Consider the following 14,193-nt stretch of genomic DNA (forward strand, 5'->3'; position numbering starts at 1 on the left):
GCCCTTTTGCGTTTCGGGATCAGCCGCCTTGCCGGGGCACCGCGACCAATCCAAGCGCGCGGGCGGTGGTAAGCGACAGCACTTCACTATTCGGCCCCTGCCGCGCCTGATAGCGCCGCACCGCCTGCCGTGTGGCGGCGTCCATTTCGCCCGTGATCGGCCCGCTGTAATAACCACGCGCCTGTAGCGCGCGTTGCAACGTGCTGTTGAACTCCACCGTGAGCACATCGGGGCAGGGGGTCTCAAACCAGTTGTCGACCCGCGCGCGTACAATCTCTTGCCGTGTCTCGGTTTTGTAGACCGGCGGCTTGGCAATGCTGCCATCGGGGTTCATCTTGGCGGGGGTGACTTCGACCTGTTCGGTCACCGTTTCAATTACCGCAGGGCTGACCGTGCGGCCCCAGCAACTGCCCTCAGCCGCGCCTGCTGGGCCGTTGCGCGTTGCCTCCAATACCCCCGGCTCCGGGCGCGGCGTGGCCGGGGTCGTGCTGTCACACCCCGCTATCCCGGCCACCGCCAAGAGCAGCGCCCCGCGCAGGGTGGCGGATCGGAATGTGATGGGCTGTTTCATGCCGGTTCTTTCGGGGCTTGCCTGTCGTTCGCGGTGCAGACTAGCGGGATGCGCAGACCTTGCCCACCGCAATGTCGTGCAAAGCCTGACTGCATAAAAAGGGGGCTGGAACCGCGTGCCATAGCCCGCTAAACAAAGCCGAACTTCTTGGACGAAAGGGCTTCATCATGGCCAAAATCACCTATGTCGAACACTCCGGCACCGAACATGTGGTCGAGGTGGCCAATGGTCTCACGGTCATGGAAGGCGCCCGCGACAATAACATTCCCGGCATCGAGGCCGACTGTGGCGGTGCCTGCGCTTGCTCAACCTGCCATGTCTATGTTGACCCGGCTTGGGCAGAGAAGCTGCCGCCTATGGACGACATGGAAGAAGACATGCTCGACTTCGCGTTTGAGCCTGACCCCGCGCGCTCGCGTCTGACCTGCCAGATCAAGGTCACGGATGCGCTGGACGGTCTGCGCGTGCAGATGCCGGAAAAGCAAATCTGATGCGGGCGATCGGCGCGGCACTGTTTGCGCTGATCGCGACCAGCGCCGCGGCGGAGACGATCACCGCCGCGCGCTATATCTCGCCCACCGGGCGCTACGCCCATGGCATTCTCGGCGACGCGCTGGAATGGGGCGGGTTGCAGTTGTCCTTGGCGGACGGAAGCGCACGGCGTTTCGATTTGCCCCGTGACCATGTATTCGAAGATATCGCCCCTCGGCTGGTCGATGTGACCGGCGACGGCGCGCCCGAAGTCATGGTGATTGAGACCGACATGAACCGAGGTGCGGCGCTGGCGATCTATGGCCCTGATGGTAAAATCACCGAAACCCCGCATATCGGCCAGAGCAACCGTTGGTTGGCACCCATAGGCGCCGCCGATCTCGACGGTGACGGTGCGGTTGAGATTGCCTATGTCGACCGCCCCCATCTGGCGCGGGTGCTGCGGGTCTGGCGCTTTGCCGATGGCGGACTCAGCGAAGTGGCCCAAATGCCGGGGCTGACCAATCATCGAATCGGCGAGTCCCATATCTCAGGCGGCCTCCGCGATTGCGGTGCCGGGCCGGAAATGGTGCTGGCGGATGCGGATTGGCAGCGCGTGGTGGGGGTCACCCTGAAGGGTGGGGAGCTTGCGCCGCGCGACATCGGCCCTTTTGAGGGGGCCGAAAGCTTTGCCACGGCACTTGCCTGTGAATAGGGGCGTCGCGGCGGCCTAAGCGGCTGACTAAGCCGCCGCCGATTAGCTCAGCGCGCGCCAGCCGATGTCGCGGCGGCAGAAGCCTTCGGGCCAATCGATCCCGTCGACCATCGCATAGGCACGCTCTTGCGCTTCGGCCAATGTATCCCCGCGCGCGGTGACGTTCAGCACGCGGCCGCCGTTGGCCAAGATTGCCCCGTCCTGTGCCACAGTGCCCGCGTGGAACACCATATTGGCGCTGTCTTCGGGCAGGTCTTTCAGCCCTTTGATCTCGCTACCCTTGGCATAGGCACCGGGATAGCCATTCGCCGCCATCACCACGGTCAGCGCGTGGTCTTCAGCCCAGTTGACCTGCATATCGGCCAGCGAGCCCTTGGCCGTCGCCTGCATCAGATCAAAAGCCTGTGCGCCGAGGCGCATCATCAAAACTTGGCATTCCGGGTCACCAAAGCGCACGTTATATTCCACCAAACGCGGCGCACCGTCTTTGATCATCAACCCGGCATAAAGCACGCCCTGATAGGGCATCCCGCGCTTGGCCATCTCGGCCATACAGGGGCGGATGATCTCGTCGAGGGCGCGTTCGGCGATCTCGTCGCTCAGCACCGGAGCGGGGGAGTAGGCACCCATGCCGCCGGTATTGGGGCCGCTGTCACCTTCGCCGACGCGCTTGTGGTCTTGGGCCGTTCCGATGGGCAGCACCGTCTCCCCGTCGCAGAGCACGAAAAAGGACGCCTCTTCGCCTTCCATGAACTCTTCGATCACCACTTCCGCGCCCGCCTCGCCAAAGGCACCGTCAAACATCTCATCCACGGCGGCCAGCGCTTCGGCGTCGGTCATGGCGATAATGACCCCTTTGCCCGCCGCCAGACCGTCGGCCTTGATCACAATCGGCGCGCCTTGCTTTTCGACATAGGCGCGGGCGCTGGCGGCATCGGTGAAATGGCCATACCCTGCCGTGGGCGCATCGCAGGCGTCGCAGATTTCCTTGGTAAAGGCTTTGGAAGCCTCCAGCGCCGCCGCCGCTTTGGAGGGGCCGAAAACGTCAAACCCCGCCGCGCGCAGATCGTCACCCACGCCCGCGGCCAAGGGCGCTTCGGGGCCGATGATGACGAAGTCGATGTTGTTGCCTTCGCAGAAAGCCACCACCGCCGCACCATCCATGATGTCGAGCTTGGCGCATTGCGCGATGGCCGTGATGCCCGCATTGCCCGGTGCCACGATCAGCTTGTCGCATTTGGGGTTCTGCATGACCGCCCAAGCAAGTGAATGTTCGCGGCCACCGCTGCCGAGGATCAGGATATTCATGCCGCGCACTCCCTTGGACTTCTTTGCCCCGCGTTCTAAGCTGGGGTGCCCACAGACACAAGGTGCCCAGATGGATCTGTTCGACGACCCCGCCCCCGGTGCAAACAGCCCCGAATTTACCGTCACCGAGCTTTCTGGTGCGATCAAGCGGGTGATTGAGGGTGAGTTTGCCCATGTCCGGATTCGGGGTGAAGTGGGGCGCGTCAGCCGACCGCGTTCGGGGCATGTCTATCTTGACCTCAAGGACGACCGTTCGGTGATCTCCGGCGTGATCTGGAAGGGTGTGACCGCACGGCTTGAGACCCAGCCCGAAGAGGGGATGGAGGTCGTCGCCACCGGGCGCATCACCACCTTCGGCGGACAGTCGAAATACCAGATCGTCATCGAGGATATCAAACCGGCGGGCATGGGCGCGCTGATGGCGCTGCTGGAAAAACGCAAGGCGGCACTGGCGGCGGAGGGGCTTTTCGCCCCCGAGCGCAAACGCCCGCTGCCCTATTTGCCCGAGATCATCGGCGTGGTGACATCGCCCTCGGGGGCCGTGATCCGCGACATCCTTCACCGGCTGCGGGACCGTTTCCCGCGCAAGGTGCTGATCTGGCCGGTTGCCGTACAGGGCGCGAAATGCGCGCCCGAAGTGGTGCGCGCCATTGAAGGGTTCAACCGCCTTACCCCCGGCGGCGCGCTGCCCAGGCCTGAGTTGCTCATCGTGGCCCGTGGGGGCGGGTCGGTCGAAGACCTTTGGGGCTTTAACGAAGAGAGTGTCGCCCGCGCGGCGGCGGCTTCGGACATCCCGCTGATCTCTGCCGTGGGGCATGAGACCGACACGACGCTGATCGACTTTGTCTCAGACAAACGCGCGCCGACGCCTACCGCTGCGGCAGAACTCGCCGTGCCGGTGCGGCATGAATTGGCGGCGTGGCTTGAGGGGCAAGGCGCAAGGATGCGTCAGGCTTTGAGCCAAGGGTTGACCCGGCGCGGCCAGCGGATGCGCGATGTGGCGCGGGCACTGCCGCGGGCCGATACATTGCTGGAAGGTCCGCGTCAGCGCCTTGATCGCGGTGGGGAGAAGCTGGCACCCGCCCTTATCGCAGGTGTCCAAGGCCGCCGCGTGAAACTGGCGGATATGTCCGGTGCGCTGCGCCCCGTGACCCTGCGCCGCCATCTGGATGCCGATCGGCAGCGTCTGGCGCAGCTTTCGGCAAGGCTTGGTCCCGCATGGCAGCGCAACCTTACGGGCCAACGCGAGCGGCTTGGCGCAAGGATCGACCGTTTTCACCCCGAGGTGTTGCAGCGCCAAATCCTGCGCCGTCGTGAACGGCTGCTAGACCGCACGCAGACTTTCCGCCCTGAGGTGCTGCTCCGCGACCTCTCCCGCCAAGACCAGCGGTTGAAGGAAGTGCTTGCCCGGCTGGCACGCGCAGGACAAGCGGCACAGGACCGCCGCCGTCGTCAGATCGAGGCGCTCAGCCGAACCCTTGGCACCCTCGGCTACCGCGAAACCCTCGCGCGCGGCTTTGCCGTGGTGCGCGGCGATGGTGATGTGGTGACTAGCGCCGAGGCCGCGAAAAATGCCTCCCGGTTGGAGATTGAATTTGCCGATGGTCGGTTGGCAGTCAAAGGCGATAGCTAGAGTCGCTTAGACACCAGTTTCGGGCCCGAGGCAGAGCAGAGGATCATTCAACTCCTGCGCCTCGTAAAGGTCGGTCTGGGTCGGGTCATTTTCGAACCGCGCAATTAGTCCGGTCGGGCTTTCGGTAAAACTCCAGCATTGCGGCGCGGGGTCGTCTTCGTAAACGAAACAGATCAGCCCCTCGCCCTCATACCAGTGTCCTTCCTTGCAACGGCCATCAAGGAAAGACCACTGCACGCGCCGATCCTCGTGATAGACCTCGGCCCCATAGGGCGCGCCGGACAGGCCGTAATAGAGCGTCTTGCCTTTGGTATAGGCCTCAAACTCCGCCGCCGACATTTCGGCCAAGGCGGACAGGGGCAGCAGCGTGCAGATGAGGGTGATCGCGTATCTCATCGCAGCAGCCTGCCAGAAGCCCGTGCGGCGCGCTAGTGCGATCAGTGTTGGCTCCACCGGGCAAGGCGCCGGTCCATCACCCGCCGCCAGAGCGGGGGGACAAGGGCGATCACCGCCATGATGGGCAGGGAATAGGGCAGTTTCGGCATCTCATGTGTCACTTCCAGCGCCGGAAAAGCGCGGGCGGGGCGCATGTGATGGTCCGAATGGCGCGGCGCGTTCAACATCATCGCCGCAGAATACCACTTCGGCGCGTTCCAACTATGCTGCGGGCCGATCGGCTCGAACCGGCCATCGGGGCGTTGCTGCCGCCGCAGCCCGTAATGCTGGACATAGTCCGATAGCAGCAGTTGCATTTGCGCATAGGCGGCAAGGCCAAGATAGGCAAGCAGCCCGGTAATGCCGCCCAAATGCAGCGCAGTGAGCAGGACCAGCGCCGCACCGCCTAGGTAGAGCGTATAGGGGTGCAGCCCCTTCGCCCCCGTCTTGCGCGCCCGCTGCGCGTTGTCGGCCTGCCATCCGGCGCGGAACTCGGCCCAGCTTGCGCGGAATAGAAATCGCCAGAAGCCCATGCCCTTTGGCGCGGAATTGGGATCGGCGGGGGTGGCGGCGGCGGGATGATGCACCCGCAAATGGGCCGAGACGTGATGCCCGTGCAGTAGGGAGACATAGATCGCTGTGCCGATCCGCCGGGGCAGGCGGCTGGACGCATGGATCAACTCATGGGCGTTGGAATTGCTGATCTGCCCCAGAAACAGACCGAGGGCGGCGAAGATCAGCGCGCGGTCCAGCCCCTCCAAATGCGGCGCTACGCCAATCGCCCAGACCCCCAGCGGCAGCAGTAGGAAATGCACGGCGGCCAAGGTAAAGGTGAGCGCCCGACCGGACCTGTCGGAGACGGTCAGCGCGCGGCCCAATCGGTCCATAAAGGCCACATGCACCGTGATCGACAAAAGCGCCAGCGCAGGCCAGACTCCACCCCAGAGGGCGGCAACAGCGATAAGTGCCGCTGGCGTCAAACTTGCGATCACATACCAATGCATGCGCTCTCCTTTTTCAGTGGTCCGCCAGAAGCTGATCTGCGCCATTCTGCCCGCCGCGCGCCGCCCGCACAACGCAAACACCCGCGCGATTGTCGCTTTTTGATCGCCGTAGGGTGCTATGATTTGGTACCAATGCGGAAAGCAAGGCGGGGGGAGCGGCATGGCGCTGGACGAGCACGGCAAGACTAAGGGGAAAGAACCGCAGAAAGGCGTCTGGAAATCCGGCAAGGGCAAGGGGCGACACCATCCCAAAGGGCGCCAGTTGCAAGATGCGCCGTGGGAGGAGGTCCGCGCGCTTTTGGGCGACCGTCCGCGCCGCCGTGATCTGCTGATCGAATATCTGCATCTGATCCAAGACCGCTTTGGCCACCTCTCTGCCGCACATCTGCGCGCCTTAGCCGAAGAGATGCGCCTGTCGATGGCCGAAGTCTATGAGGTCGCCAGCTTCTATGCCCATTTCGATGTGGTGAAAGAAGGCGAGACCCCGCCGCCCGCGCTGACCATCCGCGTCTGCGATTCGCTGTCTTGTGAACTGGGAGGGGCGCAGGCGTTGAAATCGGCGTTGGAGGAGGGGCTGGACCCCACTCAGGTCCGCGTGCTGCGCGCGCCCTGCATGGGGCGCTGCGACACCGCGCCGGTGCTGGAACTGGGACACAATCACATCGACCATGCGACGCCGGAAAAGGTTCAGGCGGCGATTGCAGTACAGGACACGCATGTCCAACTGCCGGACTATGAGGATTACCAAACCTACGCGAATTCAGGTGGTTACGAGGCGCTGTTGAACCTACGTGCGGATGGCGACTGGGAGGCGGTGCAAGAACAACTGCTGGAGGCTGGTCTGCGCGGGCTGGGCGGGGCGGGCTTCCCCTCGGGCAAAAAATGGGGCTTTGTACGCGCAAATCCGGGGCCGCGCTATCTGGCGGTCAATGGTGACGAGGGCGAGCCGGGTACCTTTAAGGACCGCTGGTATCTTGAGCGCACACCACATTTTTTCCTCGAAGGCATGTTGATTGCCGCTTGGGCGGTGGAGGCGGAGAAAGTCTTTCTCTACATGCGCGACGAATACCCGGCGGTGCTGGAAATTCTGCGGCGTGAGATTGCGGCGTTGGAGGATGCCGGCGTCATCACCCCCGGCTATGTCGATCTGCGCCGCGGGGCGGGCGCCTATATCTGCGGCGAAGAAAGCGCGATGATCGAAAGCATCGAAGGCAAACGCGGGTTGCCGCGCCACCGCCCGCCCTATGTGGCGCAGGTCGGAGTCTTTGGCCATCCGACATTGGTGCATAACGTGGAAACCCTGCATTGGATCGCCCGCATCTGCCGCGAAGGGCCGCAGGTGTTGAACGCCACCGAAAAGAATGGCCGCAAGGGGCTGCGCAGCTACTCGGTCTCGGGGCGGGTGGCGCAGCCGGGAATGTATGTGCTGCCTGCTGGGTCGACCATCACCGATATCATCGCGGCGGCAGGCGGCATGGCCGAGGGGCATGTGCTGAAGGCGTATCAGCCGGGCGGGCCGTCCTCTGGCCTGTTGCCTGCTTCGATGGATGACGTGCCGCTCGATTTCGACACGCTGCAACCGCATGGGTCCTTTATTGGCTCGGCGGCGGTGGTTGTTCTCTCTGAACATGACAGCGCCCGCGCGGCCGCGCTCAATATGCTGCGGTTTTTCGAGGATGAAAGCTGTGGCCAATGCACGCCTTGTCGGGTGGGCTGCGAAAAGGCGGTCAAGCTGATGCAAGAGGACCGCTGGGATCAAGGGCTGCTAGAGGAGCTTTCGACCGCGATGGTCGATGCCTCAATCTGTGGGCTGGGGCAGGCGGCGCCGAACCCGATCCGGCTGGTGATGAAGCATTTTCCTGACGAAATCTAAACGCGACCCCTCCCGGCGGTGTTGATCTGGTCGGGCACCCTTCCATCTGGGGGGGCAAGCCTATAGATCATGACAAAATTGCATGGGAGACGCCAATGGCCTTCTTCACGAAGCTCAAGGACCGCTTGTTCAAATCCTCGTCCAAGATCGACGAGGGGCTGGAGGCGATCGTCAGCGATGGCGGCGAGACGGAGGCTGAAGCGGCCCCCGTGGATGCGGTGATGGACCAGCCCGGCGCGGCCTCTGATGTGATGCCCGACGGGCAGGAGGACAGCGGCCCGATGCTGGCTGCAGAGCGGGATGATGCGGAAGAACCCGAGCCTGCCCCCACGCCCGAGCCGACCCCGGAACCGGTGGCCATTCCCGACCCCGAACCGCGGCCTGCGCCTCCCGCTGAGCCGGAACCGCAGCCCGTGCCGCCGCTATCGGACCCTGAGCCCACGCCCGAACCGGAGCAGGTGCCCCCCGCAGTTGACCCCGAACCCGCACCCGCCCCCGACGAAGTGCCCCCCGCCGTGGATCTGCGCCAAGCGATGACCCCGGTCGCGCCTGCGTTGGACGAAACCGAGGCCGCCCCGGCCAAGCCGGGCCTGTTGGGACGTCTGATGGGCCGCAGCACGGCGCAGCCTGTGGTGCGCCGCGCGCTGGACGATGAGATGCTCGAACAGCTCGAGGAACTGCTGATCAGTGCCGACATGGGCGTTGACACCGCGCTGCGGGTCACCGCCAATATGGCCGAAGGGCGCTTTGGCAAGAAACTCTCGGTGGCGGAGATCAAACAACTGCTCGCCAGCGAAGTCAGCCGCATCATGGAGCCTGTGGCGCGGCCCTTGCCGATCTATTCCAAGACCCCGCAGGTGGTGCTGGTGGTCGGCGTGAACGGCTCTGGCAAGACGACAACCATCGGCAAACTGGCCTCGCAGTTTCGTGCGGCGGGCAAAAAGGTCGTGATCGCCGCTGGCGACACCTTCCGCGCCGCCGCGGTGGAGCAATTGCAGGTCTGGGGCGAACGCGCAGGCGTGCCTGTGCTGACTGCAGCGCAGGGCAGCGACCCCGCCAGCCTTGCCTTCGACGCCATGGGCCGCGCGCAAGAGGAAGGCGCCGACCTGCTGCTGATCGACACCGCAGGCCGTTTGCAAAACCGGGGCGACCTGATGGAAGAATTGGCCAAGATCGTCCGCGTCATCCGCAAGAAGGATGAGACCGCGCCGCATAACACCCTATTGGTGCTGGACGCGACGACCGGGCAGAACGCACTGAACCAAGTGAAGGTTTTTCAAGAGATTTCCGACGTCAGCGGTCTGGTTATGACCAAGTTGGATGGCACCGCCAAGGGCGGCGTTCTGGTGGCGCTGGCGGATCGTTTCGGCCTGCCGATCCATGCCGTGGGCGTGGGGGAGCAGATCGATGATCTGTCGCCCTTTGACCCGGATGAATTTGCCGCCGCTTTGGTGGGCACGGATGGCTAACGCACTCTTGGCCGCCGCGCTCGGCGGCACGGCTCAATCATGGGTGCCGAGCAGTTTTTCGATCTGGCGCAACACGGTGAGCACGGCAACGACGATCCCCGCCGTGAGGCAGGCCAGCAGGATTTGCCCCGCGCCGCAGGACAGCCCAATCGCCCCAGCCAACCACATCGACGCGCCGGTGGTGATGTTGCGCACTTCGCCGTTGGAGGTGAAAATGATCCCCGCGGCGAGGAAGGCCACGCCCGCCGTGACCGCTTCGATCAAACGCAGCGGATCAAAGCGCATCTGGTCGCCCTCTCCGAACTCCAGACTGCCCAGCTCTTGCCCGATGATGATGAACAGGCAGGCCGCGATGGCCACCATGATATGGGTGCGCAGCCCCGCGGGCTTGTCCCGCCGCTCGCGCTCAAACCCCACAACACCCGCCAGAAACGCGGCCATCAGCAGCCGCGCGGCAGCAACCGTGACGGGCACTTTGGAAAAGCTGTTGGTCAGATCGGCGAGCAGGCTTTCAAACATGGAATTTCCGTTGGTGATAAAGGCTTTGAGGAATAAACCTCTCGCCGCTGTGGTGGTTCCGTGATGACCGAATGGATCCTGTCGATCGAAGGTACGCCCGCGGGCCATACTGCGGCGCTTTGGTTGGCGCTTTCGGCGGCCTTTTTGCATGCCGTTTTTGGCGCGCTGCAAAAGGGGCGGCATGATCCGTGGCTCACGCGCGGGGCGATTGATGTCTCCTATGGTGTGATGGCCGCGCCCTTTGCGCTGTTCGTCGTGCCATGGCCCGAGCCGCATATGTGGCTGATTTTCCTCGGCGCTTTCGTAATCCATGTGATTTATAAATTGTTGCAGGCTTGGGCCTATACCAAGGGTGCTTATACGGTGGTCTACCCGGTGGTGCGTGGCACGGGGCCGCTGTTTGCCGTGGTGGGGGCCTATCTGATCTTTGGCGAGCGGTTCAACGCGGTGCAATGGCTGGGTGTAGCGGTGCTCTTGAGCGGTATCTTCGGCCTTGCCCTCTATAACCTGCGCAATCTGGTCGCGGCCCGCGATACGCTGCACGCGGCCTTGGGGCTTGCGGTGCTCACGGGCTTGTTCGTGGCGCTTTACACCACATATGACGCCTATGGCATTCGCGCCACGGCGGATCCTTTCACCTTTCTCGCGTGGTTTTTCATGATCGACGGGTTGGTGATGCCGGTGATTGCATGGCGGCGCTGGCACCGGATGGAGAACCCACCCGAGGTCGCGCCGCTGATGCTGCGCGGCGTGATCGGCGGATTTATCGCTTTTGCGAGCTTTGGGTCGGTCATGCTGGCCACGCGGCTCGATAAGGTGGGCGAGGCGGCGGTGCTGCGCGAGACATCGACCGTCTTTGCCGCGCTGATCGGGGTGCTGGTGCTGAAAGAAACCGTCGGCCCGCGCCGCATCGCGCTGATGGCGTTGATCGCGGCCGGGGCGGTGATTGTTGAAATGGGCGGCTGAAGGAACAGGCATGTCAGAACCAAGAGAGATCAACCCAATGCTGCGTGCAGGTTTGGAATACGGGCCGGTGCTGGCCTTCCTCGTCGCTTATCTGTGGCTCAAGGATAACACCTACACCTTCGCCGGGACCGAATACGACGGCTTTATCGTTGTTACCGCGATGTTCGTGCCCTTGCTGGTCCTGTCGACCGGCGCGCTCTGGGCGCTGACGGGCAAGCTCAGCCGGATGCAGGTCGCCACCGTGGTGCTGGTGGTGATCTTTGGCGGGCTGTCGGTCTGGCTGAACGACGACCGCTTTTTCAAGATGAAGCCGACGTTGATCTATGTGCTCTTTGGCGGCCTTTTGGCCGTGGGCCTGCTGCGCGGGCAGTCCTACCTGAAATACGTCATGGAAGAGATGATGCCGCTGCGCGATGAGGGGTGGATGCTGCTGACCAAACGGTTGATGTTCTTCTTCTTTGGTCTGGCGCTGGCGAATGAGCTGATCTGGCGGTTCTTTTCGACCGACACATGGGTCTACTTCAAAACCTTCGGCCTGACGGCGGCGATTTTCGTTTTCTTCATGGCGCAGGGCAAGTTGTTCGAAGCCTATGGCGAGAAGAAAGACCAAAGCTGACCCGAATTTAAACCATGCCCCGCGCGAAACTGTTGACCTGCAACGTCGCGCGGCGTAATCCACCCCGCGTGGCGATTTGTTACCGGATTGTGGGCCACGTTAAACATGCCGCTAAAAGGTCAGGATGAAAGACCCCCTTTCGCTTGGCCGCGTCTGGGGTTTTTTTTGCCCGCAAGGTCGGGCCAGAAGGATGAGATAGATGAGCAACGACCGTCACCCGCGCACTCAAGCGATCCACGCAGGCACCCGCCGCAGCCAGTATGGCGAGGTGAGCGAGGCGATCTACCTCACCCAAGGTTTCGTTTACGACAGCGCCGAACAGGCGGAGGCGCGGTTTGAAGAGATCGGACCGGATGAGTTCATCTACGCCCGCTACGGCAACCCGACGGTCGCGATGTTCGAGGACCGCATTGCCACCTTGGAAGGGGCCGAAGATGCCTTTGCCACGGCCAGCGGCATGGCGGCGGTGTCGGGCGCGCTGATCTCGATGCTGAAGGCGGGCGATCATGTGGTCTCGGCCCGGGCGCTTTTCGGCTCCTGTATCTATGTGCTCGAAGAAATCCTTGGCCGCTATGGGGTTGAGGTGACCTTTGTCGACGGCAGCGATCTGGGCGCATGGGAGGCCGCGATCCGCGAGGACACCCGCGCGGTGTTCTTTGAATCCGTCGCCAACCCCACGCTTGAAGTGATCGACATCGAAGCCGTCGCCAAACTGGCCCATGCCAAGGGCGCGCTGGTGGTGGTCGACAATGTCTTCGCCACGCCGGTCTTTTCCCGCGCGATCTCGCAGGGGGCGGATGTGGTGGTCTATTCGGCCACCAAACATATCGACGGGCAGGGCCGCGCGCTTGGCGGTGTGGTGCTCGGCAGCCGTGATTTCATTCGCGGCACGCTTGAGCCTTACATGAAGCACACCGGCGGCTCGATGAGCCCGTTCACCGCGTGGATCATGCTCAAGGGGTTGGAAACCATTGACCTGCGCGTGAGGGCACAGGCGGCCAGCGCGCAGGAATTGGCTGAGGCGCTCGAAGGTCACGCGGCATTGGCGCGGGTGCTTTACCCCGGCCTATCCGCCCATCCGCAAAACGCGCTGGCGATGCAGCAGATGGGGGCAGGGGGCACCGTGCTCTCGATTGACCTCAAGGGCGGCAAGGCGGCGGCCTTCGCTTTCCTGAATGCGCTAAAGGTGGGGGTGATCTCTAACAACCTCGGCGATGCGAAGACCATCGTGACCCACCCGGCCACCACGACGCACCAGCGTTTGCCGCAGGAAACCAAAGACCTTTTGGGCATAACGCCGGGGCTGGTCCGCATCAGCGTGGGGCTGGAATATACTGGCGATCTCAAGGCTGATCTGCTGCAAGCGCTGGCGGCGGCGACGCAAGCCTGACCTGATGTGTCGCAGGCGCGGTGGCATTTTTGCCCCGCGCATCATACATTAAGGACGACAGACCGGAGGGCCGCGCAATGAACATCGTGACTGAGATGTCCGAAACACCGGATCGAAGCGCGGCGGAGGCTGCGCTCGCCACACTGCGCGCTTGGGCCGATACGGCCACCCCGGCAGAGATCGCAGCCCTTGACCCGGTGATGGCGCGGATGCTCGCGCCCGCGGACTACCCGGCACTGAGCCGTGCCTACCCCGAGGACTTCACCGCCGGTGCCAACTACCGCGCCAGCCTGCCGGATCTGCAAAATGGTCCCTCCAGCCTGATCCGGGGCGCGCAGCAGTTGATTCAGCATGTGGGCATATCGAATTTTCGCCTGCCGATCCGTTACCGCAGCCGTGAGGGCGGGGATATGCGGCTGGAAACATCTGTGACCGGTTCGGTGTCGCTTGATGCGGAAAAGAAGGGCATCAACATGTCCCGCATCATGCGCAGCTTTTACCGCCATGCAGAGGCCACCTTTAGCTTTGAGGTGATCGAAGCGGCGCTGGATGATTATAAGACCGATCTCGAAAGCGTGGATGCGCGGATCCAGATGCGATTCTCTTTTCCAATGAAGATCGGCAGTTTGCGCTCGGGGCTGACGGGCTATCAGTATTACGACATCGCACTGGAACTGGTTGAGCAGAACGGAGAGCGCAAAAAGATCGTGCATCTCGACTATGTCTATTCCAGCACCTGCCCCTGTTCGCTGGAACTCAGTGAACACGCGCGCGAGACGCGGGGGCAGTTGGCCACACCGCATTCGCAGCGTTCCGTGGCGCGCATTTCGGTCGAGACACATGACGAGGGCGATTGCCTGTGGTTCGAAGACCTCATTGAGATCTGCCGCCGCGCTGTGCCGACCGAGACGCAGGTGATGGTCAAGCGGGAAGACGAACAGGCTTTCGCCGAACTTAACGCCGCCAATCCGATCTTTGTTGAGGATGCCGCGCGGCTGTTTTGTGAACAGCTTTTGGCCGATGGACGGGTGGGGGATTTCCGCATTGTCGCCAGCCATCAAGAAAGCCTGCACAGCCACGATGCGATCAGCGTGCTGACGCAAGGGGAGACCTTCGCGGCGCAGAGCATTGACCCCAAGCTGTTTAACACCCTCTTTCACGTCGGTTGATCCCGCGCGGCGCGGCAATCGCGCATGGGTTGTCCGCAGCCCGCGCCGCGCCCC

General features: G+C 63.2%; 14 protein-coding genes and 1 riboswitch. Of the genes, 9 read left to right on the top strand and 5 right to left on the bottom strand.

Annotated elements, in window-relative coordinates; all coding sequences use genetic code 11:
* Positions 1-19: 19 nt before the first annotated feature.
* On the bottom strand, positions 20-571 hold the full coding sequence (locus tag K3759_RS05280; protein ID WP_259984670.1) for a peptidoglycan-binding protein: 552 nt from the start codon (positions 569-571) through the stop codon (positions 20-22).
* Between the two features lie 167 nt (positions 572-738).
* Here K3759_RS05280 and K3759_RS05285 point away from each other — a divergent pair, with 167 nt between their 5' ends.
* Both K3759_RS05285 and K3759_RS05290 read left to right on the top strand, forming a co-directional pair.
* On the top strand, positions 739-1,062 hold the full coding sequence (locus K3759_RS05285; RefSeq protein ID WP_067266186.1) for a 2Fe-2S iron-sulfur cluster-binding protein: 324 nt from the start codon (positions 739-741) through the stop codon (positions 1,060-1,062).
* Entirely contained in the window at positions 1,062-1,757 is a 696-nt protein-coding gene (locus tag K3759_RS05290) for a VCBS repeat-containing protein (RefSeq protein WP_259984673.1), read from the top strand. Before K3759_RS05285 ends, K3759_RS05290 begins: the two co-directional genes overlap by 1 nt.
* Positions 1,758-1,799: 42 nt before the next feature.
* Here the strand turns inward: K3759_RS05290 and purD are convergent, their stop codons facing one another.
* Positions 1,800-3,065, bottom strand: coding sequence for a phosphoribosylamine--glycine ligase (gene purD, locus K3759_RS05295; RefSeq protein ID WP_259984674.1), 1,266 nt, complete (start codon positions 3,063-3,065; stop codon positions 1,800-1,802).
* Positions 3,066-3,135: 70 nt separating this feature from the next.
* Here purD and xseA point away from each other — a divergent pair, with 70 nt between their 5' ends.
* A complete protein-coding gene (gene xseA, locus K3759_RS05300; RefSeq protein WP_259984676.1) occupies positions 3,136-4,698 on the top strand; it encodes an exodeoxyribonuclease VII large subunit in 1,563 nt (520 codons plus the stop codon).
* A gap of 6 nt (positions 4,699-4,704) precedes the next feature.
* On the opposite strand, the gene K3759_RS05305 is transcribed toward xseA, so the two are convergent.
* Positions 4,705-5,094 carry a hypothetical protein gene (locus tag K3759_RS05305; RefSeq protein WP_259984678.1) on the bottom strand — a complete coding sequence of 130 codons (390 nt, stop codon included), beginning with the start codon at positions 5,092-5,094 and terminating at the stop codon, positions 4,705-4,707.
* A 41-nt stretch (positions 5,095-5,135) separates the two neighbouring features.
* Positions 5,136-6,137: an alkane 1-monooxygenase gene (locus K3759_RS05310; protein ID WP_259984680.1), complete on the bottom strand. Its 1,002-nt coding sequence runs from the start codon at positions 6,135-6,137 to the stop codon at positions 5,136-5,138.
* 160 nt (positions 6,138-6,297) lie between these two features.
* On the opposite strand from K3759_RS05310, the gene K3759_RS05315 reads away from it, so the two are divergent.
* Together K3759_RS05315 and ftsY are read left to right on the top strand one after the other, a co-directional pair.
* Positions 6,298-8,010 carry an NAD(P)H-dependent oxidoreductase subunit E gene (locus tag K3759_RS05315; protein WP_259984682.1) on the top strand — a complete coding sequence of 571 codons (1,713 nt, stop codon included), beginning with the start codon at positions 6,298-6,300 and terminating at the stop codon, positions 8,008-8,010.
* Between the two features lie 95 nt (positions 8,011-8,105).
* The gene (gene ftsY / locus K3759_RS05320; RefSeq protein WP_259984685.1) at positions 8,106-9,479 is read left to right on the top strand and encodes a signal recognition particle-docking protein FtsY; all 1,374 of its coding nucleotides are present in this window, start codon (positions 8,106-8,108) and stop codon (positions 9,477-9,479) included.
* Between the two features lie 33 nt (positions 9,480-9,512).
* On the opposite strand, the gene K3759_RS05325 is transcribed toward ftsY, so the two are convergent.
* A complete protein-coding gene (locus K3759_RS05325) occupies positions 9,513-9,998 on the bottom strand; it encodes an MgtC/SapB family protein (RefSeq protein WP_259984687.1) in 486 nt (161 codons plus the stop codon).
* A 63-nt stretch (positions 9,999-10,061) separates the two neighbouring features.
* Here K3759_RS05325 and K3759_RS05330 point away from each other — a divergent pair, with 63 nt between their 5' ends.
* The 4 genes from K3759_RS05330 to folE2 all read left to right on the top strand — a co-directional run bounded on the left by K3759_RS05330 (position 10,062) and on the right by folE2 (position 14,139).
* A complete protein-coding gene (locus K3759_RS05330) occupies positions 10,062-10,964 on the top strand; it encodes a DMT family transporter (protein ID WP_243262657.1) in 903 nt (300 codons plus the stop codon).
* Between the two features lie 10 nt (positions 10,965-10,974).
* The gene (locus K3759_RS05335; protein WP_259984690.1) at positions 10,975-11,580 is read left to right on the top strand and encodes an inner membrane-spanning protein YciB; all 606 of its coding nucleotides are present in this window, start codon (positions 10,975-10,977) and stop codon (positions 11,578-11,580) included.
* A gap of 58 nt (positions 11,581-11,638) precedes the next feature.
* Positions 11,639-11,715, top strand: a riboswitch (SAM riboswitch).
* Positions 11,716-11,779: 64 nt separating this feature from the next.
* On the top strand, positions 11,780-12,970 hold the full coding sequence (metZ, locus tag K3759_RS05340) for an O-succinylhomoserine sulfhydrylase (protein WP_259984692.1): 1,191 nt from the start codon (positions 11,780-11,782) through the stop codon (positions 12,968-12,970).
* 77 nt (positions 12,971-13,047) lie between these two features.
* Entirely contained in the window at positions 13,048-14,139 is a 1,092-nt protein-coding gene (gene folE2, locus K3759_RS05345) for a GTP cyclohydrolase FolE2 (RefSeq protein ID WP_259984694.1), read from the top strand.
* Positions 14,140-14,193 lie beyond the last annotated feature (54 nt).

Source organism: Sulfitobacter sp. W027 (genome assembly GCF_025143985.1).
Taxonomy (GTDB): Bacteria; Pseudomonadota; Alphaproteobacteria; order Rhodobacterales; family Rhodobacteraceae; genus Sulfitobacter.